The organism is Nocardioides sp., assembly GCF_964228225.1.
Classification (GTDB): domain Bacteria; phylum Actinomycetota; class Actinomycetes; order Propionibacteriales; family Nocardioidaceae; genus Nocardioides.
Map to the genome: position 1 here is coordinate 1 of NZ_CAXQZB010000043.1, position 21,397 is coordinate 21,397.

A 21,397-nucleotide genomic window follows, 5' to 3' on the forward strand; every position below is an offset into this window, starting at 1 on the left:
CCCGCTGATCCCCGTCGCACCACGCGACCTGTGCAGCGCCGCGCTCCCGAGGTCGCGCGGCGCTGCACATGGCGCTCGTTGCGACGCCCTACGGCGAGCGGGCTACTTCTTCCCGGTGTAGTCGGCCACGCAGGCGTCGAACTTGTCGGTGAGCGAGAGCGGGTTGTCGATCAGGCCGTCCAGGGCGCACTGCAGCAGCGCCTGGCCGAGGGTGAGGACGTCGTCGACGGGCTGCACGCCGGTGGCGGGCAGGTCGGGCAGGTCGACCTGGGGGAGCGGACCGGAGCCGCCCTTGCCGCCGTCCTTGCCGCCGTCGTCCTTCCCCTCGTCCTTGCCGGGGTCGTTGGCGCCGCCCTGGTCGGTGGGCTCGGGGTCGGTGGTCGGCTCGCTCGGGGCGGGGGCGACGTCGGCCTCCTGCGCGGTGTCCTTGCGGCCCTTGTCCTTGCCCTTGTCGCCGCGGTCGGTGGGCACGACGGGGGTGAGGTAGCCCGCGGCGCGGGTGGAGTCGGGCACGGCGAGGAAGTCGCCGGCCTCGTAGTTCTCCATCAGGTCGAGCACGAGGTCGACGTAGGCCTGGGAGTGGTTGTAGCGGAACACCGCGGCCCGCTGGCCGGCCAGGGTGCTGAGGTCGTCGCTGCCCGAGCAGAGGTAGACGGCGGTCGCCAGGGCGGCGTCGTCGATGTCCTGGGGGTTGCGGGCGCCGTCGTTGTCGCCGTCCACACCCACCGCCGACCACGTGGCCGGGATGAACTGCATCGGGCCGACCGCGCGGTCGAAGACGGTGTCGTTGTCGAGCTGGCCGGCGTCGGTGTCGCTGATCGAGGCCGTGGCGCCCGAGCCGTCGAGGCGCACGCCGTAGATCGGCGGGGTGGCGACACCCTCGGCGTCGAGGGAGGAGGTGCCGAAGCGGCCGTGGTCGGACTCGACGCGACCGATCGCGGCCACGAGCTGCCAGGACAGCCGACAACCCTTGTCGGCGGCGTTGATGACGGTCTCGGCGCGCTGGTAGGCCGCGAGCGCCGAGGCCGGGATGCCGTTGGTGGAGGAGGTCGAGACGATCTGAGCCGCCTCCTCGGCGGTGCCGTCGAACGTGCCGCCCTGCCCGGTGCTGCCGGGCTGGGAGAGTGACGCCGGGGCCTCCAGCGGTGCCGCGGGCACGGCGGTGCCGTCGGGCAGCGTCGGCGTCGGCTCGGGCGCGGCGGTCTGCACCGCGGCGGGCGAGGCGCCGGCCAGCGACGCCGTCCAGGCCGCGGACAGGATGGCCAGCGGCACGAGCGTGCCGGCGCGGTGCAGCCGGGAGCGCGAGCGCCGCGCGGGCGTGGTCGGCACCGAGGTGCTCGTCTCAGGCATGGGTTCTCCTGGGGTGCGCACGGCCGGTGGGCTCCCTTCCCCATGGCCCACCGTGGATCACCGTGTGACCTGTCTAACGGGACAGGCGTGACCAAGGTTACGACAGTGTTGCGGACCCGGACGGGGGAATCCTGAATTCGCGGGGTGGCCCGACCGTGTCCGGAGCGCTCCGCGGGCGCCGCGCACGAGCTCGCAGCGGCCCGCCGTCCCCGGTGTGAGGTGTTCCTCGTCCCGGCCCCACCCCTCCGGCTGTGGATGTTGGAACGGCTCGGCGACAATGGAGGGGTGATCGACGACGCTCCCGCCTCGCAGGCCCTCTTCGACCGGGCGCGCCGGGTGATCCCGGGCGGGGTGAGCAGTCCGGTCCGGGCCTTCAACGCCGTCGGCGGGACCCCGCGCTTCATCGCCCGCGCCGAGGGTCCCTACCTCATCGACGCCGATGGACGCCGCCTGGTCGACCTGGTCTGCTCCTGGGGGCCGATGCTGCTCGGACACGCCCACCCGCAGGTGATCGAGGCCGTGGGCGCCGCTGCCGCCCGCGGCACCTCCTACGGCACGCCCACCGAGCCCGAGGTCGCCCTGGCCGAGGAGATCACCGCCCGGATGCCGGTGGAGCGGGTCCGGTTCACCTCCTCGGGCACCGAGGCCACGATGTCGGCGATCCGCCTGGCCCGCGGCGCCACGGGCCGCGACGTCGTGGTGAAGTTCGCCGGCTGCTACCACGGCCACGTCGACTCCCTGCTGGCCAGCGCGGGCTCGGGCCTGGCCACCTTCGCGGTGCCCGGCACCCCCGGCGTCCCGGAGTCCTCGACCGCCCTGACCCTCGTACTGCCCTACCACGACCGTGACGCCGTCGCTGCGGCCTTCGCCGAGCACGGCGACCGGATCGCGTGCCTGATCACCGAGGCGGCGCCGGGCAACATGGGCGTCATCACCCCCGACCCCGGCTTCAACGCCTTCCTGGCGCAGACCTGCCGCGAGCACGGGGCGCTGTTCATCAGCGACGAGGTGATGACCGGTTTCCGCGCCAGCGCGCAGGGCTACTGGGGCCTGGAGTCGCACGAGGGCTGGACCCCGGACCTGTTCACCTTCGGCAAGGTCATGGGCGGTGGGTTCCCGGCCGCGGCCTTCGGTGGTCGTGCCGACCTCATGGAGCAGCTGGCCCCCCTCGGTCCGATCTACCAGGCCGGCACGCTCTCGGGGAACCCGGTGGCCACCACCGCCGGTCTCGCGACGCTGCAGCTGGCCACGCCCGAGGTGTACGCCCACCTCGACCGGGTGGCCACCACCATCAAGGACGCCGCCTCGGCCGCGCTCGCCGCCGCCGGGGTCGCGCACCAGGTGGCCAGCGCCGGCACGATGTTCTCGATCTTCCTCACCGACGCACCCGTGCGCGACTTCGCCGGCGCCCAGCGCACCGACGTCGCGGCCTACGGCGCGTTCTTCCACGCCATGCTCGAGGCGGGGGTCTACCTGCCGCCCTCGGCGTTCGAGGCCTGGTTCGTCTCCGCCGCCCACGACGACGACGCCGTGCAGGTGGTGCTCGACGCCCTGCCGGGCGCGGCCGCGGCCGCCGCCCGTGCGCAGCAGGGAGGTGCGGCATGAGCACCCCCGGCACGCCCGGCACCCCCGACACCATCGTCCACCTGCTGCGCCACGGCGAGGTGCACAACCCCGAGGGGGTGCTCTACGGCCGGCGCGACGGGTTCCACCTCTCCGCACTCGGCCGGCGGATGGCCGAGCGGGTGGCGGGCGTCCTGGCCGAGCGCGACGTCGTGCACCTGGTCTCCAGCCCGCTGGAGCGGGCCCAGGAGACCGCGGCGCCGCTCGCGGAGGCCACCGGCCTGACGGTCTCCCTCGACGAGCGGGTGCTGGAGTCCACGAGCAAGTTCGAGGGTCAGCAGTTCGGCCACGGCCGCAACGCGCTGCGCAACCCGCTCACCTGGCGCCACCTCTGGAACCCGCTGAAGCCGTCGTGGGGAGAGCCCTACAAGGACCTCGTGGAGCGGATGATGACGGCGGTGCACGACGCCCGCGACGCCGCTCGCGGCCACGAGGCGGTCGTCGTCTCCCACCAGCTGCCGATCTGGACCACCCGGCTGCACGTGGAGAAGCGCTCCTTCCTCCACGACCCCCGCAAGCGCCAGTGCACGCTGTGCTCGATCACCTCCCTGCACTTCTCCGGCGACCGCATCACCCAGGTGTCCTACAGCGAGCCGGCGGGCGACCTGATCCCGGTCGCCGACCGATCGGCCCCCTTCTCGGCGGGCGGCACCACCGAGGACCCCGCCCCGGGGGAGCGATGAGCGCCCGACGCCGGCGCGCCGGTCGGATCGCCGCGGCCGCGCTCGTGCTGGCGGCGCCGGTCGCGCTGACCGGCTGCAGCGACCTCGGCGGCACCGGCGACCAGAACTTCGTCACCGGCGACGGCACGATCGTGGCGATCCCCGCCTCCGAGCGGGAGGCGCCGGTGGAGGCGTCCGGCACGAGCCTGCAGCAGGAGCCGATCGACGTCGCCGACTACCGGGGCCAGGTCGTGGTCATCAACTTCTGGGGCTCGTGGTGCAACCCGTGCCGCGACGAGGCCCCCACGCTGCAGACGGCCTCGCAGGAGTTGGACGCGGTGTTCCTCGGCGCCCAGCTGCGCCCCGACAGCACCGACGCCGCGCTGGCCTTCGAGCGCGAGTTCGGCATCACCTACCCCACCATCGCCGACCAGGGCGCCACGCTGCTGGCGCTGGGCCGCTACGCGCCGCGGGCCAGCCCCGGCACCGCGATCCTCGACCGCGAGGGCCGGGTGGCCGCGGTCATCAACGGCCCCATCACCTCGGTCGTGACGCTCGCCGACCTCGTCGAGGACGTCGCGGGCGATGGCTCCTCCGGTGACTCGTCGGACGGCGCGTCGGGGAGCCCGTCGGAGGGCGCGTCGTCGTGACCTGGTTCCAGGAGCAGGCGCTGTCGGGGTCGCTGGCGCTCGCGCTGCCGGTGGCCCTGCTCGCCGGCCTGGTGTCCTTCTTCAGCCCGTGCGTGATCCCGCTGCTGCCGGGCTACCTCTCCTACGCCACCGGCCTGTCCGGCGCCGACCTCGCCGCCGGTGAGGCCGCCCACCGCCGGGGCCGGATGCTGGCCGGGTCGGTGCTGTTCGTCCTCGGGTTCACCGTGGTCTTCGTGCTCATCGGCGCCACCACCGGCGGTGCCGGGCGCTGGCTGCGCGAGTACCGCGGCGAGATCCAGGTGGGCATGGGGGCGCTGGTGATCGTGCTCGGCCTGGTCTTCGCCGGCCTGCTCCCGATCCTGCAGCGCGAGTGGCGCATCCACCGGCTGCCCGCCGTCGGGCTGGGGGCAGCGCCGCTGATCGGGGCGCTGTTCGCCGTGGGCTGGACGCCGTGCATCGGCCCGACCTACGCGGTGATCGCCACCCTGACGCTCACCGACGCCACCGCCACGCGGGGTGCCCTGCTCTCGGCCGTCTACGCCCTCGGCCTCGGCGTGCCGTTCATCCTGGCCGGCCTGTTCTACCGCCGCACCCTCGGCGCCCTGGCGTGGGTGCGGCGTCACCAGCTGGCGGTGATGCGCACCGGCGGGGCCATGCTCGTGCTGGTGGGGGTCCTGCTGGTCACCGGAGCGTGGGACAGCGCGGTGCAGTGGGTGCAGTTGAAGTTCGTCGGTGGATTCGAGGTGGCGGTATGACCCAGGCTCCGGAACGCCCCGAGGCCAGCGGCGCCCCGGCGCCCGACACCCGGCGCCCGGGCGAGCTGACGGCCCGCGAGCTGCTGCGCTGGACCTGGCGGCAGCTGACGTCGATGCGCACCGCGCTGGTGCTGCTGCTCCTGCTCGCCCTCGCGGCCGTGCCCGGCTCGGTGATCCCGCAGTCGGGGGTCGACGCCCTCGCCGTGTCGCGGTGGAAGGACTCCCACCCCACGCTGACACCGATCTACGAGCGGCTGCAGCTGTTCTCGGTCTACGACTCCACCTGGTTCGCCGCGATCTACCTGCTGCTCATGGTGAGCCTCGTGGGCTGCATCCTGCCGCGACTGCGGGTCTACCTCACCGCCCTGCGCGCCCAGCCGCCGGCCGCCCCCTCGCGGCTCACCCGGCTGCCCGACCACCGCGTGCTGCAGGTCGACGCCGCTCCCGACGTCGTCCTCGACCGGGCCCGGGCGCACCTGCGCTCGGGGCGCTACCGGCTGCGCCGCGACGACGCCGACCCCGCGCGCCGGCACGAGGTCGCGGCCGAGAAGGGCTTCCTGCGCGAGGCCGGCAACCTGCTCTTCCACGCCTCGCTGCTGATCGTCCTGGTGGGCTTCGCGATGGGCGGCATGCTCGGCTACCAGGGCGGGGTGATCGTGGTGCAGGGCCAGACGTTCTCCAACACCTCCAGCGCCTACGACGACTTCGACCCCGGCAGCCTGTTCGGCTCCGAGGACCTGGACCCGTTCCAGTTCACCGTCGACGACTTCACGGTCGACTGGATCACCGAGGGCTCGGCCTTCGGCACCGCCCGCGGCTTCAACGCCCGGCTCTCCTACCGCGACCGGATCGGCGCCCCACAGGACTCCTACGACCTGCGGGTCAACCACCCGCTCACGATCGACTCCACCGACGTCTTCCTCATCGGCCACGGCTACGCGCCCCGCATCACCGTGCGCGACGCCGAGGGGAACATCACCTACTCCGGACCCACCGTCTTCCTGCCGCAGGACCAGACGTTCCTCTCTTTCGGCGTGGTCAAGGCGCCGGGCGGATCGGGCGGCGCGGTGGGGCTCGAGGGCCTGCTCTACCCGACCTTCGCGCTGCAGGGCGGCGACCCGACCACCGTCTTCCCGGCGCTGGGCAACCCGCTGATCTCGATGTCGGTCTTCACCGGCGACCTCGGCCTGGACAACGGCGTGCCCCAGTCGGTCTACGCCCTCGACACCGACAACGCCACCCAGGTCATGCAGCCCGACGACCCGAGCAAGCCGGTGCGGCTGGACCTCGAGCTCGGGGAGACCGAGATGCTGCCCGACGGCCTGGGCTCGGTGAGCTTCGACGGCGTCGACGAGTGGGTGCGCATCCAGATCAGCAAGTCCCCGGGCAAGGAGATCGCCCTGCTCGGCGTCGTCCTGGCGCTGGCCGGACTGCTCGGGTCGCTGTTCGTGCGTCCGCGCCGGGTGTGGGTGCGCACGCGCGACCAGGACGGTGTCACCATGGTGGAGGTGGCGGTCCTCGACCGCTCCGGCGGTGCCGATCTCGGCGAGGTCCTCGACGACCTCGCGGCCGCGCTGAGCGGCCATCCCGATCCCGTCACGCAGGGCACGACCGGGTCCGCGGCGTCGCGCCGCGACCAGAAGGAGGAGGCATGAGCAACGCGGCATGGGAGTCGCTGAGCAACCAGGCCATCGCGGCCGCCGGAGTCGTCTACTTCCTGGCGCTGCTGGTGCACCTGGCCGAGTGGGCCTCGCTGCGCCAGCCCGGCACGAGCCGGGCGGGCCGCAAGGCCGAGGCGCTGGCGCTCAGCACGGCCGGCGGGGTGTCGGACGGGCCGGTCCTGACCAAGGTCGCCGAGCACGGTGCCGGCGACGGGCAGGACGCCGTCGACGAGCACCGGGTGGCGCTGCTGGGCCGGCTCGGCGTGCTCCTCACGATCGTGGCCGCCGGCGTGCACTTCGTGGCGCTGCTGGGGCGCGGCATGGCCGCCGACCCCAACCGCGTGCCGTGGGGCAACATGTACGAGTTCACGATCTCGGGCACCTTCTTCGTGACCGTCATCTACCTCGCGATGCTCAAGCGCCACCAGCTGCAGTGGATGGCTCCGCTCGTGGTCGGCTTCGTCGTCGCCACGCTGATGGTCGCGGTGATCTGGCTGCACGCCGCGGTCGCTCCGCTGCGCGAGGCGCTCAACAGCCCCTGGCTGGTGATCCACGTCGTGTCGGCCGTCATCGCCACCGGCGCGTTCACCGTGGGCGGCATCCTCTCGGGGATGTACCTGGTCAAGGCCCGCACCGGCGAGCGCACCACCGGCCCGCTGGCGCGGGTGCCGTCGCTGGTGGTGCTCGACCGCACGGCCTACCGGATCCACGCCTTCGCCTTCCCGGTGTGGACCTTCGCGGTGCTCATCACCGGCCCGATCTGGGCCCACGAGGCCTGGTCGCGGTACTGGAACTGGGACCCCAAGGAGGTGTGGGCCTTCATCACCTGGGTCGTCTACGCCGCCTACCTCCACGCCCGCGCGACCGCCGGCTGGAAGGGCCGCAACGCCGCGATCCTGGCGCTGGTGGGTCTGGCCACGCTGTGGTTCAACTTCATCGGCATCAACTACTTCTCCACCACCTCGATGCACTCCTACGCCGCTCCGGCGGTCGAGGTCGTGGTCACCGCACCCGCGGTCCCCGGCGGGGCCTGACCCCGCCGAACCCGGCATCGCCGCGAGGGGCGTCCCCGTCACCGGGGGCGCCCCTCGCGCCGTCTCGGGACGTGGCGGGTCGGGTGCAGGCGTCTCGTGACGCTCGCTTCGCTCGCTCCTCGACGACCGTGGGGCCCCACGTTCGTCGAGGAGGCGCCCTGGCGCCGTCACGATCCGCGGTGAGGTGGGGGTCGGCGTCCGGGAAGGTGGTGTGACGGGTGCGGGCGCGTCAGCGCCCGGAGTGTTACTCCTGGCCGTCCTCGGGGTCGCGGTGCTTGCGACGGCGCTTGCGGTCGAGGTCGCGCAGGAAGTCCTCGTCGTCGTCGGGGGCCACGATGCGCGGCGGCTGCGGGCGCCGACGCGGGGCGGCGGAGGGGCCGCGGCGTTCCTGGGCCATGCGGACGAGCAGGTAGATCGCCACGGCCGCGAGGATCAGCACGAACAGCACCTTGAGCACACCTCCACTGTAGGTGGGGCCCTGAAGCCGAACGGGTGGTCGATCCCGGGGTGGGGGCCGGGTCGCTCGCGGGGACTAGGCTGGCGGGGTGAAGGAGTTCGTCGTCTACACCGCCCTGCGCCTGCTGCTCTTCGCCGTCACGTGGGGTGCGGTCTCCGGTGCCTGGGCCCTGGCCGCCGACGACGTGCCGCTGGGCCTGACGTTCCTCATCGCCTTCGCGCTGTCCGGCGTCGGCTCCTACTACGCCCTGCGCCACCAGCGCGAGGCCTTCGCCCAGCGCGTCGAGGCCCGGGCGGCGCGAGCCACCGAGCGCTTCGAGGAGCTCAAGGCGCGCGAGGACGTCGACGACTGAGGCCGACGCCTGGAACCCGCGTCGGGCGCCCTCAGGCCCCGACGACGAGCAGCGGCACCGCGACGCCGACCGCCCACACCAGCTCGGCCACGCCGGTCGACTGCAGCACCGGGATGAGGGCGGGCCCGGTGGCGCCGCCCAGGACCCGCCGCAGCCCGGGGAGCGCCGGGAGCAGGAACACCAGCCCGCACAGCGCCCAGCCGGTGGTGAGCAGCGCGACGCCGCCCACGCAGGCGGCGGCACCCGCGACCATCCCCGCGTAGAGCTGCCGGGTGCGGGCGTCGCCGAGCCGCACCGCGAGGGTGCGCTTGCCGGCGTCGGTGTCGGTCGGGATGTCGCGCAGGTTGTTGACCACGAGGATCGCGCACGCCAGCAGCCCGACCCCGGTGCCGGCGACCCAGGCGGCGGCCGGCAGCTCCTCGAGCTGCACGTAGGTCGTGCCGACCACGGCCACCAGGCCGAAGAAGACGAACACCATCACCTCGCCCAGCCCGAGATAGCCGTAGGGCTTCGCCGTGCCGGTGTAGGCCCAGGCGGCGACCATCGAGACCGCGCCCACGAGCACCAGCCACCACGACGTCGAGACGGCCAGCACCAGTCCGGCCACCCCGGCCACGCCGAAGGCGAGGAACGCCGCGCGCTTGACCGCCGCGGGCGCCGCGACCCCGGAGCCCACGAGCCGCATCGGCCCCACCCGGACGTCGTCGGTGCCGCGCACGCCGTCGGAGTAGTCGTTGGCGTAGTTCACCGCCACCTGCAGCGCCAGGCTCACCACGAGCGCGAGCAGGGCGGCGCCGAGGCCGACCCCGCCCTCGAAGCCGGCCACCCCGGTGCCGGCGAGCACCGGCGCGACCGCGGCCGGGAGGGTGCGGGGACGGGCGCCCTGCACCCACTGAGAAGCCGTTGCCACGTCGCGATTCAAGCACCCGCCCGCCCCGCCCTCGGGGGAGGGCCACCGGGGTGACCGTCGGCGTCGGCGCGCGCACTAGCCTGGGGAGGTGGACCTGCGCGCGTGGCTGGCGGCCGAGGACCCGGCGCCGCTGGTGATCGCGACCTCCGGCTCCACCGGCGCCCCCAAACGGGTCGTGCTCCGGCGCGAGGCGGTGGTGGCCTCGGCCCGCGCGAGCGCGCAGCGGCTCGGCGCGACCGGCCCGTGGGTGCAGCGGCTGCCCGAGGGGTACGTCGCCGGGGTGCAGGTGGCGGTGCGCTCCCTGCTGGCCGGTCGTGCGCCGCTCACCGACTGGCCCGAGCCCGACACCGGCCCGTGGTTCACCAGCCTGGTGCCCACCCAGCTGCACCGCGTGCTGACCGCCGCGCCCGACGACCGTGCGGCCGCCGTCGACCGGGCCGCGCTCGCCCGGGCCCACACGGTCCTGCTCGGCGGCGGGCCGATCGACCCCGCGCTGCGGGCGCGCGCCGAGGCCGAGGGCATCCGGGTCGTGGCCACCTACGGCGCCGCCGAGACCGCGGGCGGCTGCGTCTACGACGGCGTGCCGCTGGCGGGGGTGGAGGTCCGGCTGGGCGAGCGCGGGCGCATCGAGCTGCGCGGTCCGGTGCTGGCCGAGGGCTACGAGGACGACCCGGGGCTCACCGCGGCCCACTTCGTCGACGGCTGGTTCCTCACCAGCGACGCCGGCGAGCTCACGACCACCGCCGAGGGCGGCGTGACGCTGCGCGTGCTCGGCCGGCTCGACGACGTCGTGGTCAGCGGCGGGCTCAACGTGCCGGGCCCCGCGGTCGCCGCGCGCCTGCGCGCGCACCCCGGCGTGGCCGCCGCCGAGGTCCTGGGCGCACCCGACGAGGAGTGGGGCCAGCGGCTGGTGGCCTTCGTGGTGCCGGTCGACTCCCCGCCGTCGTCGACCGAGCTGCGCGACTGGGTGGCCGCCGTGCACCCCCGCGCCTGGGCGCCGCGCCAGGTCGTCGTGCTGCCCGACCTGCCGCTGCTGGCCAACGGCAAGCCCGACCGGCGGGCCCTGCTCGCCGCGGTCGGCGCCGAGGACCCCCGTGGCTGAGCGGCCGGCGGAGGCCGGGCGTCGCGAGCCGCTGGTGCTCGCGGTGCCGATGCGCGCCCGCTTCCGCGGCATCACCACCCGCGAGGTCGTGCTGCTGCCCGCGGCCGACGGCGGGTGGGCGGAGTGGAGCCCGTTCGTGGAGTACGACGACGCCGAGGCCCGGTCCTGGCTCGACGCCGCCCTCGAGGCGGCCGCGCAGGACCGGCCCGCACCCCGGCGCGACCGCGTGCCGGTGAACACCACCGTGCCCGCCGTCGACGCCGCCACCGCCCACGCGATGGTGCGCGCCTCGGGCTGCCGCACCGCGAAGGTGAAGGTCGCCGACCCCGGCCAGACCCTGGCCCAGGACCAGCAGCGGCTCGAGGCCGTGCGCGACGCGCTCGGGCCGCAGGGCCGGGTGCGCATCGACGTCAACGGGTTGTGGGACCTCGACACCGCCGTGGCCGCCATCCCCGTGCTCGACCGGGCCGCCGGCGGCCTGGAGTACGTGGAGCAGCCCACGGCCACGGTGGAGGACCTGGCGCGGGTGCGGCGACGGGTGGAGGTGCCGATCGCGGCCGACGAGTCGATCCGGCGCGCCGAGGACCCCGCGCGGGTGCGGGCGCTGGAGGCCGCGGACGTCGCGGTGCTCAAGGTGCAGCCGCTGGGCGGGGTGCGGGCCTGCCTGCGGGTGGCCGAGGACCTCGGGCTGCCCGTCGTGGTGTCCTCGGCGCTCGAGACCTCCCTCGGCATCGCCGCCGGGGTGGCGCTCGCCGCCGCCCTGCCCGAGCTGCCCCACGACTGCGGGCTGGCCACGGTGAGCCTGTTCCACGACGATGTCGCCGTGCACCCGCTGCGCCCCGAGGGCGGCTCCCTGCCCGTCGGCGTCCCCGCGCTCGACCCGGCCGCGCTCCACCGGCTCGCCGCGCCCGCCGAGCGCCGCGACTGGTGGCTGGCCCGGCTCGCCCGCGTGCAGGCGCTGCCCCCCGTGCGGTGGCGTCCGTGAGCGGCCCGGCATCCCGGCCCGGCACCGGTCCGGCCACCGCCACGGCGCTCGCGCGCGCGGTCGTGCAGGCCCTGCTCGACGCCGGCGTGCGCGAGGTCGTGCTCGCCCCCGGCAGCCGCAACGCGCCGCTGTCGGTGGCCGCGTTCGACGCCGCGCAGGCGGGGCTGGTGCGGCTGCACACCCGCACCGACGAGCGCAGCGCCGCCTTCCTCGCCCTCGGCCTGACCCGCAACCACGCCCGCGCCGCGGTGGTGTGCACCTCCGGCACGGCCGTGGCCAACCTCCACCCGGCGCTGCTCGAGGCCGTGCACAGCGGGGTGCCGATGATCGCGGTCACCGCCGACCGCCCCGCGCGGCTGCGCGGCACCGACGCCAACCAGACCACCGACCAGGTCGGCGTCTTCGGGCCGTTGCTGGCCACGGTCGACCTCGCCGCCCCGGGCGATCTCGCGCTGGGCCCGCCGACGGCCGCCGACACGGCGCCGCGCCACCTCAACGTGCAGCTCGACGACCCGCTGCTCCCGGAGCCGGGCGACCGCTGGGTGCCGCGCGTCCCCGAGCTGCCGGCCGCGCCGTCGAGCAGCGCGCGCCCCGACCCCGCCACCACCGTCGAGCACCCGCTGCTCCCGGGGCCGCGCACCGTCGTCGTCGCCGGCGACGACGCCGGCCCGCAGGCGCGCCGCATCGCCGAGGCCGGCGGCTGGCCGCTGCTCGCCGAACCCTCCAGCGGGGCCCGCACCGGCGAGCACGCCCTGCGCTGCTACCGGCTGCTGCTCACCACCGACCTCGCCGCACGGATCGAGCGCGTCGTCGTCGTCGGACACCCCACGCTGTCGCGCCCGGTGATGCGCCTGCTCACCCGTCCCGACGTCGAGGTCGTCTCGGTGCCCCACCGCGCCGGCTTCGCCCGGCCGTACCCCGTCGCGCTCAGCCACCCCCACCCCTGGCCGGCCGCCACCGACGCACCCGACTGGCTGGAGGAGTGGCGCGAGGCCGACCGGGCCGTCGGTCGACGCCTCGACCGGCTGCTCGCCGCCGAGCCCGGTCTCACCCCCTACGAGGTCGCGGGGGCGGTGCACCGCGCGCTGCCCCGCGACGGCCTGCTCGTCGTGGGCCCCTCCAGCCCCGTGCGCGACCTCGACCTCATGGCCCGCCCCACCGGGGTGGGGGAGCGGCGCAAGGTCGTGGCCAACCGCGGTCTGGCCGGCATCGACGGCCTGGTCTCCACCGCCATCGGGGCCGCGCTGGCCCGCGCCGGCACCAGCCGTGCGATCGCCCTGCTCGGCGACGTCACCTTCCTCCACGACTCCGGCGGACTGGTCCTCGGCCCCGGCCAACCGGTGCCGGACCTCACCCTGGTCGTGGTCAACGACGACGGCGGCTCCATCTTCCACGTCCTCGAGCAGGGCGCCCCCGCCTACGCCGACCGATTCGAGGCCCTCTTCGGCACCCCCCACGGCGTCGACCTCGCCGCCCTCTGCGCCGCCACCCGCACCCCCCACTGGCGGGTCGACAGCCTCCCCGAGCTCGAGCACGCCCTGGCCTCCCCACCCGGCGGACTCGACGTCGTGGAGGTGCGGGTGCGCCGCGACGACCGTCGCGACCTCGACGCCCGGATCCGCGCGCTGGCCTGACCCGGCTCGCTCCGCGTCGGGGGTCGCACCAAGCATGCGGCAGGCGATCCGGCCCGGAACGGCTGCGGAATGCTTGGTGCGACGTCGGACCGGACCCGCGGGATGCGGGAGACTGGGGCGCGTGGAGGTCGCCCTGCTGCTCGTGTCCCTGGCCGTGAGCGTGCTGCTCGTCACCGCGGTCGCGGAGCGCCTGAACCTGCCCGCGCCGCTGCTGCTCATCGTCGTGGGGGTCGCGGCCTCCGCGGTGCCGGGAGTGCTGGAGATCGAGCTGAGCGCCGACGTCGTGCTGCTCGGGCTCCTGCCGCCCCTGCTCTACGCCGCCGCGCTGTCGACGTCGCTGGTGGACTTCAACGCCCAGCGGCGACCCATCCTGCTGCTCTCGGTCGGGCTGGTCATCGCCACGACGCTCGGCGTCGGGGCGGTCGTGCACGCCCTGATCCCCGGCATCGGCTGGCCGGTCGCGTTCGCCATCGGCGCGGTCGTGGCGCCGCCCGACGCGGTCGCCGCCACGGCCATCGCCCGGCGCATCGGCCTGCCCCGCCGGCTCGTGACGATCCTGGAGGGCGAGTCGCTGCTCAACGACGCCACGGCGCTGGTCGCGCTGCGCACGGCCCTGGCCGCCGGCGGCCTGACCGTCGGCCACGGCGCCGAGGAGAGCGCCGGGCACGGCGCCGGTCAGGGGGCCGGGCACGGGGGCTCCGGCGGCATCTCGGTGGGCGAGGTCGCCCTCGACTTCGTCGTCGCCGCCGGCGGCGGGGTGCTGGTCGGACTGCTGGTCTACGCCGTCGTCGGCCGGATCCGGGCCCGCCTCGAGGACCCCGTCATGGACACCGCGCTGTCCCTGGTCGTGCCCTTCGGCACCTACGTCGCCGCGGAGGAGATCCACGCCTCCGGGGTGATCGCCGTCGTGGTCGCCGGGCTGCTGCTCGGCCACCAGGCCCCGGTCCTGCAGAGCGCGCAGTCGCGGATCGCGGAGCGGATGAACTGGCGCACCCTGGCCTTCGTGCTCGAGCACGCGGTGTTCCTGCTCATCGGCCTGCAGGCCGCCGGTCTGGTCGCCGACGTCGGCGACAGCACGCTGGGCACCGGTCGGATCATCGGCGTGTGCGCAGCGGTGCTGTTGGCCGTGATCGTCATCCGGCTGGCCTGGGTGTTCCCCTCCCGGTTCCTCATCGTCAAGCCCACCGCCGACCGCCACACCGGCCTGGTGCCGCCGGTCAGCCACACCTTCCTGCTCGGCTGGGCCGGCATGCGCGGCGTCGTCACGCTCGCGGCGGCCTTCGTGATCCCGGAGGGCACCGAGCACCGCGAGGTGCTGCTGCTCATCGCCTTCACGACCGTGGCCGGCACCCTGCTGCTCCAGGGACTCACGCTGCCGGTGCTCACCCGCCGGCTGCGGGTGGAGCCGCCCGACCCGATGGACGACGCCCTGGCCCGCGCCACGCTGCTGCACCAGGCGGGGCTGGCCGGGGAGGCCAAGCTGGCCGAGCTCGACGTCGCCGACACCCACGGCGTCGTGGAGCTGATCCGCCAGCGCGTCGAGCAGCGCAACTTCGCCGCCTGGGAGCGCCTCGGCACCACACCGGGGGAGGAGAGCCCCAGCGACCTCTACGCCCGGGTGCGCGGGGAGATGATCGACGCCGAGCGGGCGCGGATCCTCGAGATCCGCGCGGGCGGCACCGTGCCCTCGGAGGTCGTCGCCGACGTCCTGGCCCTGCTCGACGTCGAGGAGTCGATGCTCGACGTCGCCACCGAGGAGCGCGCCGAGCTGCGCGAGTCCACGAGCGGACGCCGCCCCGGCGAGCAGTGCGACCACCTGCTGTCCCACCCGGTGGTGGCCACCGCGACCGACGGCACCTGCCCGGGCTGCCTGGAGGAGGGCACCCGCTGGGTCGCGCTGCGCCAGTGCCTGGAGTGCAGGCACATCGGGTGCTGCGACTCCTCACCCGGGCGCCACGCCACCCGCCACTTCCACGACACCGGCCACCCGGTGATGCAGTCCGCCGAGCCGGGCGAGGACTGGCGCTGGTGCTACGCCCACCACCTCACGGCCTGACGGCACCTCAGGCGTCGTCGCCCAGCAGCGCCTGCTCCAGGGTCCGCGCCGGGTGCCCGGTCAGCCGGGCGACGTCGTCGGTGACCTGCGCCACCGACCCGTCCGCGATCGCGGTGTAGGTGCTCACCCACGCCTCGACCTGCCACTCCGGGGCCTCGGGCCAGCCGGCGCGGCGCGAGGCCCGGGCCTGCTCCAGCGTCTCGGGCTCGTAGCGCAGCCGGCTGCCCAGCGCCGCCCCGGCGCGCGCGGCGACCTCGTCCAGCGAGAGCGCCTCCGGGCCGGTGAGGGTGGCGGTGAGGCCGCGGTGGGCGACCGGGTCGCGCAGCACCGCCTCCACCACGTCGACGACGTCGCGTCGCGCCACCGCCGCCACGCGACCCTCCCCGGGGGCGCCGGCCGGGCCGCGCAGCACGCCGTCGGGTCCGGCGAAGTGGGGCAGCAGGTCGAGGTAGAAGTTGTCGCGCAGCACCGTGACGTGCGGGATCAGCTCGTGCAGCTCCGCCTCGGTGTGGGCGTGGTCGTGGGCGAGGGTGAAGGTGGCGCCGGGGCTGGCGCCGGCGAAGGAGAGGTACACGACGTGCCCCACCCCGGCGCGCGCGGCGGCGCGCACGAAGCCGGCCTGCTCCTGCGCGCGGGTGGGCGACTCGTGACCGGAGACGAAGAACAGCACGTCGACCCCGCGCAGCGCCTGCACGGCGGCGTCGGTGTCGCCGTAGCTGCACGGCCGGCTGGCCAGCCCCAGGTCCGGGGCTCGCGCGGGGTCGCGCACCAGGAGCAGCGGAGGGAGGTCGCGTACCCGGCGGGCGACCGCGCCCCCGATCACGCCGGTGCTGCCGGTGAGGGCGATCGTGGCGGCGTCCATCCTGTGATCATGCCGGGCGTGCCGCTGCGCGCGGAAGCCGCCACCGGGGGCCGCGGTGGTGGCACACTCGGCACATGCTGCAGTTCCGGGCCGCCGCATCCAGCCACGTCGGACTGGTGCGCTCCCACAACGAGGACTCCGGGTTCGCGGGGCCCTACCTGCTCGTGGTCGCCGACGGCGTGGGCGGTGCCGCGGCCGGTGAGGTCGCCTCCGCCACCGCCACCTACGTCGCCACGGCGCTGTCGATGCTCAGCAACCCGCCCGGCGACCCGGTCGACCTCCTCGCCACCGCGGTCGACCAGGCCGGCGCCCAGCTGCGCGCCGGCATCGCGACCGACCCCTCCCGCTCGGGGATGAGCACCACCCTCACCGCGATCGCCACCGACGGCACGCGCTGCGCGGTCGCCCAGGTGGGCGACTCCCGGGCCTACCTGCGTCGCGACGACGTCGTCACCCAGCTCACGACCGACCACACCCTCGTGCAGGCGCTGGTCGAGTCGGGCCGGCTCACCGCCGCCGAGGCCCGGGTCTCGCCGCACCGCAACATCGTGGTGCGCGCGCTGGGCGGGCAGTCCCTGCCCGAGCCCGACCTCGCGCTGCTCGAGCTGGCCCCCGGCGACCGGCTGCTGCTGTGCAGCGACGGCCTCAACGACTACACCGAGGACGACGTCATCGCCGACCTGCTCGGACTGCCCGACCGGGAGGAGGCGGTGGCGGCCCTCATCGAGGCCGCGCTGCAGGGCGGCGGGCGCGACAACGTGACCGTGCTCGTGGCCGACGTCGTCGACGCCGATCCGGTCGACAGCCGCGGCACCCTGGTGGGCGCCGTCCGCGACGCCTCCCAGGTGCTCGACCCCACCGCCGTGCGCTGACCGGAGGGCGCCGGGGCCGCGTGGCTAGGGTGAGCGGGTGCGGATCACCAAGTACGGCCACGCCTGCGTCCGGATCGAGCACGACGGCGTGCGCGTCGTGCTGGACCCCGGTGTGTTCACCGAGCCCGAGGCGGTCGACGGCGTCGACGCCGTGCTGATCACCCACGAGCACCCCGACCACCTCGACGTCGAGCGGCTGCGGCGCGCCGACGCCCCGATCCACACCATCGCCGCGGTGGCGACGGCGATCGGTGCCCAGGCCCCGGACCTCGCCGAGCGGGTGCACGTGGTCGCCCCCGGGGAGCGCCTCGACGTGGGGCTGCCGGTGGAGGTGGTGGGGGAGAAGCACGCGGTGATCCACCCCGACTACCCGACGCTCGACAACTCCGGCTACGTCCTCACCTGTGGGGAGCAGCGGGTCTACCACCCCGGCGACTCCCTCACCCTCCCGCCGGGACCGGTGGACCTGCTGCTGGCCCCGATCAGCGCCCCGTGGCTGGCGATCGGGCCGGCGGTGGACTTCGTGCGCGCCGTCGGCGCCCCCCGCACCCTCGGCATCCACGACAAGGTCTACAGCGACCTCGCGCTCGGCATGGTCGACGCCCACATGGCCGCGCTCGTGACGCAGCCGCTGGGGTTGGCCTTCACCCGCCTCGCCGCGGGCACCGACCTGGCCTGAGGCACGACGTCCGGCCGCGCCGCGTCAGGAGTCGAGGGACTCCCGCACCGGGAGGAACTTCGCGGCCGCCTCGGCCAGCTCGGCGGCGGGGTCGGAGTCACCGACGATCCCGCAGCCGGCGAACAGGCGCACGACGTCGCGCTGCTCGCCCACGAGCTCGGCCGAGCGCAGGGCGATGCCCCACTCGCCGTCGCCGCGGGCGTCCATCCACCCCACCGGTGCGGCGTAGCGGCCGCGGTCCATGCCCTCGATCTCGGCGATGGTGTCCACCGCGACGTCGGTGGGGGTGCCGCCCACCGCCGCGGAGGGGTGCAGGGCGGCGGCGAGGGCGAGGGAGGAGGCCGACTCGGCCACCGGCACCACGCCGGTGACGTCGGTGGCCAGGTGCATGACGTTGGGCAGGTGCAGCACGAACGGCGCCTCGGGCACGTTCATCGACGTGCAGTGCGGCCCGAGCGCCTCAGCCACCGAGCGCACGGCGTACTCGTGCTCCTCCAGGTCCTTCGACGACCGCGCCAGCGCGGCCGCCAGGGCGAGGTCGCGCAGGTCGTCGCCGGTGCGGCGGATCGTGCCGGCCAGCACCCGGGAGGTGACCAGGCCGCGCTCGCGCCGCACGAGCATCTCCGGGGTGGCGCCGAACATGCCCTCCACGTGGAAGGTCCAGCAGGTGGGGTAGCGCTCGGTGAGTCGCCGCAGCGGCCACCGCACGTCGATCGGTGCGCCGGCGCGCGCGATGAGGTCGCGGGCCAGGACGACCTTCTCCAGGCGTCCGTCGCCGATGCGCGCCACGGCCTCGGCCACCGCCGCGGCCCAGGCGTCGTCGTCCAGGGCCCCGGGGCCGACGACGAGGTCGACGGGGGCCGGCGGGGCGGCGGTGGGCTGTGGGGCCGTCTCGTGGCGCCCGAGCGTGCCGGCGGCCACGGTGGTGAGCCAGGCGGTGTCGCCCCGGCGCCCGACGACGACCTGCGGCACGACCGCCACCGAGGTGCCGGGTGCGTCGGCGAAGCCGAAGCTGGCGAAGCACACCGGGCCGGTGCCGGGACGGTCGACCTCGTCGCGCACCACCGCGTGGCCGACGAGCTCGGCCCACCACGCGTCGACCGCGGCGAACCGGTCAGGGCCCTGCGAGGTCGTGCGGGCGGCGACGCCCCAGCCCACCAGGCCCTCGCCCCGGCGCAGCCACGCCACCTGGTCGGCGGGCGGCAGCAGGGTGACCAGGGCGGCCAGCGCGTCGGCGTCCAGCGCGACCGTGCGGACGACGAGGGGGGCCTCGTCGGGCACGGCATGCAGGCTCACACCGACGAGCCTACTCAAGGTCGGCATGTCCTTCGGGGCGTGGGTCGGCCTCCGGCCGCCTCCCCCCGGGGTGCGAGACTTCCGGGCATGGCTACCACCCCTGCGGGTACGTCCCTGCCCCTGCGCGGCGTCGTCGGCGGCGTCGCGCTGCTGGCCGTCGTCGGCGGCTTCGCGATCGGTCTGCCGAAGGTGGACTCGGGGCCGGACGGCGGCGCCTCCGTCGCCGCCCTCCCCGACAGCCTGCCGAGCGGCCTGGTGGCGGTGGACACGCTGCAGAGCGGACCCTTCGTCTCCCAGATCGACGTCGTGGCGCTGCGCGACGTCGAGGTGCGCGCCGTCTCCGCGCTCGACGACTTCTACGACTCCTCCAGCGCCTACCGCCTCTACGGGCGCGCCGACGGCAGCGCCCTCGGCGCCGTCACCGTCATCGGCCGCGCGCCGGGACCGTTCCCCGGCGACGCCCTGCCGATCGCGGCCACCGACCCCGCCAACACGGCGCGGCCCTCCGCGCTGGTGCAGCGCGTGGGTGCCGCGATCTGCGAGATCACCTGGGGGCAGGCGGTGCCGGCCGGCCAGACCCCCGACCCGACCCAGCTGCCGCAGCAGGTGCGGTGCCAGCAGGGCACCGACCAGACGGTGCAGTTCTCCGTGGCCGGCCTGACCCTCGCCGAGGTCGAGCAGGTCCTCGCCGCCCTGCCGGGCGGCGAGGGGTCGGCTCAGGACCAGTAGACGACGACGTCGTCGCCCACCTGCACCTGGTCGAACAGGGCGGCGAGGGCGTCGTAGTCGCGCACGTTGACGCAGCCGTGGGACGCCCCGGCGTAGCCGACGCCGGCGAAGTCGCTGGAGTAGTGGACGGCCTGGCCGCCGGAGAAGAACATCGCGAAGGGCATCGAGCTGCCGTAGAGCGAGGACACGTGGTCGCGGCTCTTGTACTCGACGTGGAACAGGCCCTCCCGGGTCGGGGTGTACTCGCTGCCGAAGCGCACGTCGAGGGTGGTGAGCACCCGGCCGTCCACGACCCAGCGCAGCGTGCGGCTGGTCTTGTCCACGCACAGCACCCGACCGGTCTCGCACCGCGGGTCCAGCGGGCCGGGCACGTTCTCACCGAGCCGGTTCTCCAGCTCCTCGGTGGTGGGCTCGGTGGTCATCTCCTCCAACCGGTCCAGCGTGGTGCGGTCGACCACGCCGGTGGCGGCGAATCCGCGCTTGGCCTGGAAGCCGCGCACGGCCTCGGTCGTGACGTCGCCGTAGTAGCCGGTGACGTCGGCGGCGAACCAGTCGATCTGACGCAGTCGCGCCTGGATCTCGCGCACCTGCGGGCCCTCGTCGCCCGGCGAGAACAGGGCGGGTCCGGCGACCGGGCCGGCCGGCTCGGTGGGCTGGGAGGGCTCAGTGGGCTCGGTGGGCTGGGAGGGTTCGGCGGGCTCGGTGGGCTCGGGGGTGGCCGTCCCGCGGTCGCGCGGCCGGTCCCCGTCCTGCGTGCGGGCGCTGGCGGCGCGGGTGACCTCGCGGTCGGAGGACAGCAGGCCGTTCGCGGTGAGGGCCAGCACGGTGCCTCCCAGCACGAGGGCCACCAGCACGGTGAGGGCGAGACGACGGACGGCGGTCATGGTGGGTCCTCCAGGGTTCGGATCGTTGCTCACCCAGGAGACGCCGCCCGGAGGGGTTTGGTTGCCATCACCCCCGGACCTCTACGCTGCGAGGGTGGCCCGCGCCGACCTTGACAAGCAGCCCGCCGACGTCCAGGCGATGTTCGACACCGTCGCCCGCCGGTACGACCTCACCAACGACGTCCTGTCCCTGGGGCAGGACCGCCGCTGGCGCGGGGCCGTCCTGCGGGCCGTCGCGCCGCGGGCGGGCGAGCGGGTGCTCGACCTCGCGGCCGGCACCGGCACCTCCAGCGTGCCGTTCCGGCAGCAAGGTGCGGTCGTCGTGCCCTGCGACTTCTCCCTCGGCATGCTCCGGGTCGGCAAGAAGGCCCGGCCCCAGCTGCCCTTCGTGGCCGGCGACGGCACCCGGCTGCCCTTCGCCGACGGCTCCTTCGACGCCGTCACGATCTCCTTCGGGCTGCGCAACATCGTCGACCCCCTCGCGGGCCTGCGCGAGCTGCGGCGGGTCACCCGCCCCGGCGGCCGGCTCGTGGTCTGCGAGTTCAGCCACCCCACCTGGGCGCCGTTCCGCACGCTCTACGTCGAGTACCTGATGAAGGCCCTGCCCGCAGTGGCCACGGCGGTGTCGAGCTCGCCCGACGCCTACGTCTACCTCGCGGAGTCGATCCGCGCCTGGCCCGACCAGCCCAAGCTGGCCGGCATGATCGCCGAGGCCGGCTGGCACGCCCCGGAGTGGCGCAACCTCTCCGGCGGCATCGTGGCGCTGCACCGCGCCACCGCCTGAGGCTTCCCGGCTCCCCGCGCCCGCGGGACCCCGACGCCGCCCCCATCACGCACCGAGGCC

The 21,397-nt window shown here is 75.2% G+C and carries 21 protein-coding genes; 15 read left to right on the plus strand and 6 right to left on the minus strand.

All coding sequences use genetic code 11. The features are described from left to right. Positions 1 to 102: 102 nt before the first annotated feature. A complete protein-coding gene (locus ACERUJ_RS09470; RefSeq protein WP_370248271.1) occupies positions 103 to 1,350 on the minus strand; it encodes a lytic murein transglycosylase in 1,248 nt (415 codons plus the stop codon). 285 nt (positions 1,351 to 1,635) lie between these two features. Between ACERUJ_RS09470 and hemL the strand changes: the two genes are divergently transcribed. Genes hemL through ccsB form a run of 6 tightly spaced genes read left to right on the plus strand, consistent with a single transcriptional unit; the run spans position 1,636 to position 7,735 of the window. Next, on the plus strand, positions 1,636 to 2,955 hold the full coding sequence (gene hemL / locus ACERUJ_RS09475; protein ID WP_370248272.1) for a glutamate-1-semialdehyde 2,1-aminomutase: 1,320 nt from the start codon (positions 1,636 to 1,638) through the stop codon (positions 2,953 to 2,955). Continuing rightward, entirely contained in the window at positions 2,952 to 3,656 is a 705-nt protein-coding gene (locus ACERUJ_RS09480; protein WP_370248273.1) for a histidine phosphatase family protein, read from the plus strand. The genes hemL and ACERUJ_RS09480 overlap by 4 nt, the downstream gene beginning before the upstream one ends. Further along, positions 3,653 to 4,285 (plus strand): TlpA family protein disulfide reductase, encoded by a 633-nt coding sequence (locus ACERUJ_RS09485; RefSeq protein ID WP_370248274.1) that lies wholly within the window; start codon positions 3,653 to 3,655, stop codon positions 4,283 to 4,285. The genes ACERUJ_RS09480 and ACERUJ_RS09485 overlap by 4 nt, the downstream gene beginning before the upstream one ends. After that, positions 4,282 to 5,040, plus strand: a complete 759-nt coding sequence (locus ACERUJ_RS09490) for a cytochrome c biogenesis CcdA family protein (RefSeq protein WP_370248275.1) — start codon at positions 4,282 to 4,284, stop codon at positions 5,038 to 5,040. Before ACERUJ_RS09485 ends, ACERUJ_RS09490 begins: the two co-directional genes overlap by 4 nt. Next, entirely contained in the window at positions 5,037 to 6,695 is a 1,659-nt protein-coding gene (locus tag ACERUJ_RS09495; RefSeq protein ID WP_370248276.1) for a cytochrome c biogenesis protein ResB, read from the plus strand. The genes ACERUJ_RS09490 and ACERUJ_RS09495 overlap by 4 nt, the downstream gene beginning before the upstream one ends. Continuing rightward, positions 6,692 to 7,735: a c-type cytochrome biogenesis protein CcsB gene (gene ccsB, locus ACERUJ_RS09500; protein ID WP_370248277.1), complete on the plus strand. Its 1,044-nt coding sequence runs from the start codon at positions 6,692 to 6,694 to the stop codon at positions 7,733 to 7,735. Before ACERUJ_RS09495 ends, ccsB begins: the two co-directional genes overlap by 4 nt. A gap of 244 nt (positions 7,736 to 7,979) precedes the next feature. Here ccsB and ACERUJ_RS09505 read toward each other — a convergent pair whose 3' ends face one another. After that, positions 7,980 to 8,192 carry a hypothetical protein gene (locus ACERUJ_RS09505; protein ID WP_370248278.1) on the minus strand — a complete coding sequence of 71 codons (213 nt, stop codon included), beginning with the start codon at positions 8,190 to 8,192 and terminating at the stop codon, positions 7,980 to 7,982. A gap of 88 nt (positions 8,193 to 8,280) precedes the next feature. Here ACERUJ_RS09505 and ACERUJ_RS09510 point away from each other — a divergent pair, with 88 nt between their 5' ends. Continuing rightward, positions 8,281 to 8,544: a DUF4229 domain-containing protein gene (locus ACERUJ_RS09510; protein WP_370248279.1), complete on the plus strand. Its 264-nt coding sequence runs from the start codon at positions 8,281 to 8,283 to the stop codon at positions 8,542 to 8,544. A gap of 31 nt (positions 8,545 to 8,575) precedes the next feature. Here the strand turns inward: ACERUJ_RS09510 and ACERUJ_RS09515 are convergent, their stop codons facing one another. After that, positions 8,576 to 9,454, minus strand: a complete 879-nt coding sequence (locus ACERUJ_RS09515; RefSeq protein WP_370248280.1) for a 1,4-dihydroxy-2-naphthoate polyprenyltransferase — start codon at positions 9,452 to 9,454, stop codon at positions 8,576 to 8,578. Positions 9,455 to 9,542: 88 nt separating this feature from the next. Here ACERUJ_RS09515 and ACERUJ_RS09520 point away from each other — a divergent pair, with 88 nt between their 5' ends. From ACERUJ_RS09520 to ACERUJ_RS09535, 4 genes are all read left to right on the plus strand, one after another. Further along, entirely contained in the window at positions 9,543 to 10,556 is a 1,014-nt protein-coding gene (locus ACERUJ_RS09520; RefSeq protein ID WP_370248281.1) for an AMP-binding protein, read from the plus strand. Further along, a complete protein-coding gene (locus ACERUJ_RS09525) occupies positions 10,549 to 11,541 on the plus strand; it encodes an o-succinylbenzoate synthase (RefSeq protein ID WP_370248282.1) in 993 nt (330 codons plus the stop codon). The genes ACERUJ_RS09520 and ACERUJ_RS09525 overlap by 8 nt, the downstream gene beginning before the upstream one ends. Continuing rightward, positions 11,538 to 13,175 (plus strand): 2-succinyl-5-enolpyruvyl-6-hydroxy-3-cyclohexene-1-carboxylic-acid synthase, encoded by a 1,638-nt coding sequence (gene menD, locus ACERUJ_RS09530; RefSeq protein WP_370248283.1) that lies wholly within the window; start codon positions 11,538 to 11,540, stop codon positions 13,173 to 13,175. Before ACERUJ_RS09525 ends, menD begins: the two co-directional genes overlap by 4 nt. A 121-nt stretch (positions 13,176 to 13,296) precedes the next feature. Beyond that, positions 13,297 to 15,231: a cation:proton antiporter gene (locus ACERUJ_RS09535; RefSeq protein WP_370248284.1), complete on the plus strand. Its 1,935-nt coding sequence runs from the start codon at positions 13,297 to 13,299 to the stop codon at positions 15,229 to 15,231. Between the two features lie 7 nt (positions 15,232 to 15,238). Here ACERUJ_RS09535 and ACERUJ_RS09540 read toward each other — a convergent pair whose 3' ends face one another. Further along, on the minus strand, positions 15,239 to 16,093 hold the full coding sequence (locus ACERUJ_RS09540; RefSeq protein WP_370248285.1) for an NmrA family NAD(P)-binding protein: 855 nt from the start codon (positions 16,091 to 16,093) through the stop codon (positions 15,239 to 15,241). 74 nt (positions 16,094 to 16,167) lie between these two features. Between ACERUJ_RS09540 and ACERUJ_RS09545 the strand changes: the two genes are divergently transcribed. Together ACERUJ_RS09545 and ACERUJ_RS09550 are read left to right on the plus strand one after the other, a co-directional pair. Then, positions 16,168 to 16,965 (plus strand): PP2C family serine/threonine-protein phosphatase, encoded by a 798-nt coding sequence (locus ACERUJ_RS09545; protein ID WP_370248286.1) that lies wholly within the window; start codon positions 16,168 to 16,170, stop codon positions 16,963 to 16,965. 37 nt (positions 16,966 to 17,002) lie between these two features. Beyond that, on the plus strand, positions 17,003 to 17,644 hold the full coding sequence (locus ACERUJ_RS09550; RefSeq protein ID WP_370248287.1) for an MBL fold metallo-hydrolase: 642 nt from the start codon (positions 17,003 to 17,005) through the stop codon (positions 17,642 to 17,644). 24 nt (positions 17,645 to 17,668) lie between these two features. On the opposite strand, the gene ACERUJ_RS09555 is transcribed toward ACERUJ_RS09550, so the two are convergent. Beyond that, the gene (locus ACERUJ_RS09555) at positions 17,669 to 18,967 is read right to left on the minus strand and encodes an isochorismate synthase MenF (protein WP_370248288.1); all 1,299 of its coding nucleotides are present in this window, start codon (positions 18,965 to 18,967) and stop codon (positions 17,669 to 17,671) included. Between the two features lie 60 nt (positions 18,968 to 19,027). Between ACERUJ_RS09555 and ACERUJ_RS09560 the strand changes: the two genes are divergently transcribed. After that, positions 19,028 to 19,669, plus strand: coding sequence for a hypothetical protein (locus tag ACERUJ_RS09560; RefSeq protein WP_370248289.1), 642 nt, complete (start codon positions 19,028 to 19,030; stop codon positions 19,667 to 19,669). On the opposite strand, the gene ACERUJ_RS09565 is transcribed toward ACERUJ_RS09560, so the two are convergent. Then, positions 19,657 to 20,553: a L,D-transpeptidase family protein gene (locus ACERUJ_RS09565; protein ID WP_370248290.1), complete on the minus strand. Its 897-nt coding sequence runs from the start codon at positions 20,551 to 20,553 to the stop codon at positions 19,657 to 19,659. The genes ACERUJ_RS09560 and ACERUJ_RS09565 overlap by 13 nt on opposite strands. Positions 20,554 to 20,647: 94 nt before the next feature. On the opposite strand from ACERUJ_RS09565, the gene ACERUJ_RS09570 reads away from it, so the two are divergent. Continuing rightward, complete coding sequence (locus tag ACERUJ_RS09570) at positions 20,648 to 21,337, plus strand: demethylmenaquinone methyltransferase (RefSeq protein ID WP_370248291.1); 690 nt, start codon at positions 20,648 to 20,650, stop codon at positions 21,335 to 21,337. Positions 21,338 to 21,397: the final 60 nt, after the last annotated feature.

Bases quoted from the DNA above. Each gene is read 5' to 3' on its own strand.
- ccsB (WP_370248277.1), top strand. From the start codon at position 6,692: ATGAGCAACGCGGCATGGGAGTCGCTGAGCAACCAGGCCATCGCGGCC.
- ACERUJ_RS09540 (WP_370248285.1), bottom strand. From the start codon at position 16,093: ATGGACGCCGCCACGATCGCCCTCACCGGCAGCACCGGCGTGATCGGG.
- ACERUJ_RS09555 (WP_370248288.1), bottom strand. From the start codon at position 18,967: ATGCCGACCTTGAGTAGGCTCGTCGGTGTGAGCCTGCATGCCGTGCCC.
- ACERUJ_RS09545 (WP_370248286.1), top strand. From the start codon at position 16,168: ATGCTGCAGTTCCGGGCCGCCGCATCCAGCCACGTCGGACTGGTGCGC.
- ACERUJ_RS09485 (WP_370248274.1), top strand. From the start codon at position 3,653: ATGAGCGCCCGACGCCGGCGCGCCGGTCGGATCGCCGCGGCCGCGCTC.
- ACERUJ_RS09565 (WP_370248290.1), bottom strand. From the start codon at position 20,553: ATGACCGCCGTCCGTCGTCTCGCCCTCACCGTGCTGGTGGCCCTCGTG.
- ACERUJ_RS09560 (WP_370248289.1), top strand. From the start codon at position 19,028: ATGGCTACCACCCCTGCGGGTACGTCCCTGCCCCTGCGCGGCGTCGTC.
- ACERUJ_RS09470 (WP_370248271.1), bottom strand. From the start codon at position 1,350: ATGCCTGAGACGAGCACCTCGGTGCCGACCACGCCCGCGCGGCGCTCG.
- ACERUJ_RS09495 (WP_370248276.1), top strand. From the start codon at position 5,037: ATGACCCAGGCTCCGGAACGCCCCGAGGCCAGCGGCGCCCCGGCGCCC.
- ACERUJ_RS09480 (WP_370248273.1), top strand. From the start codon at position 2,952: ATGAGCACCCCCGGCACGCCCGGCACCCCCGACACCATCGTCCACCTG.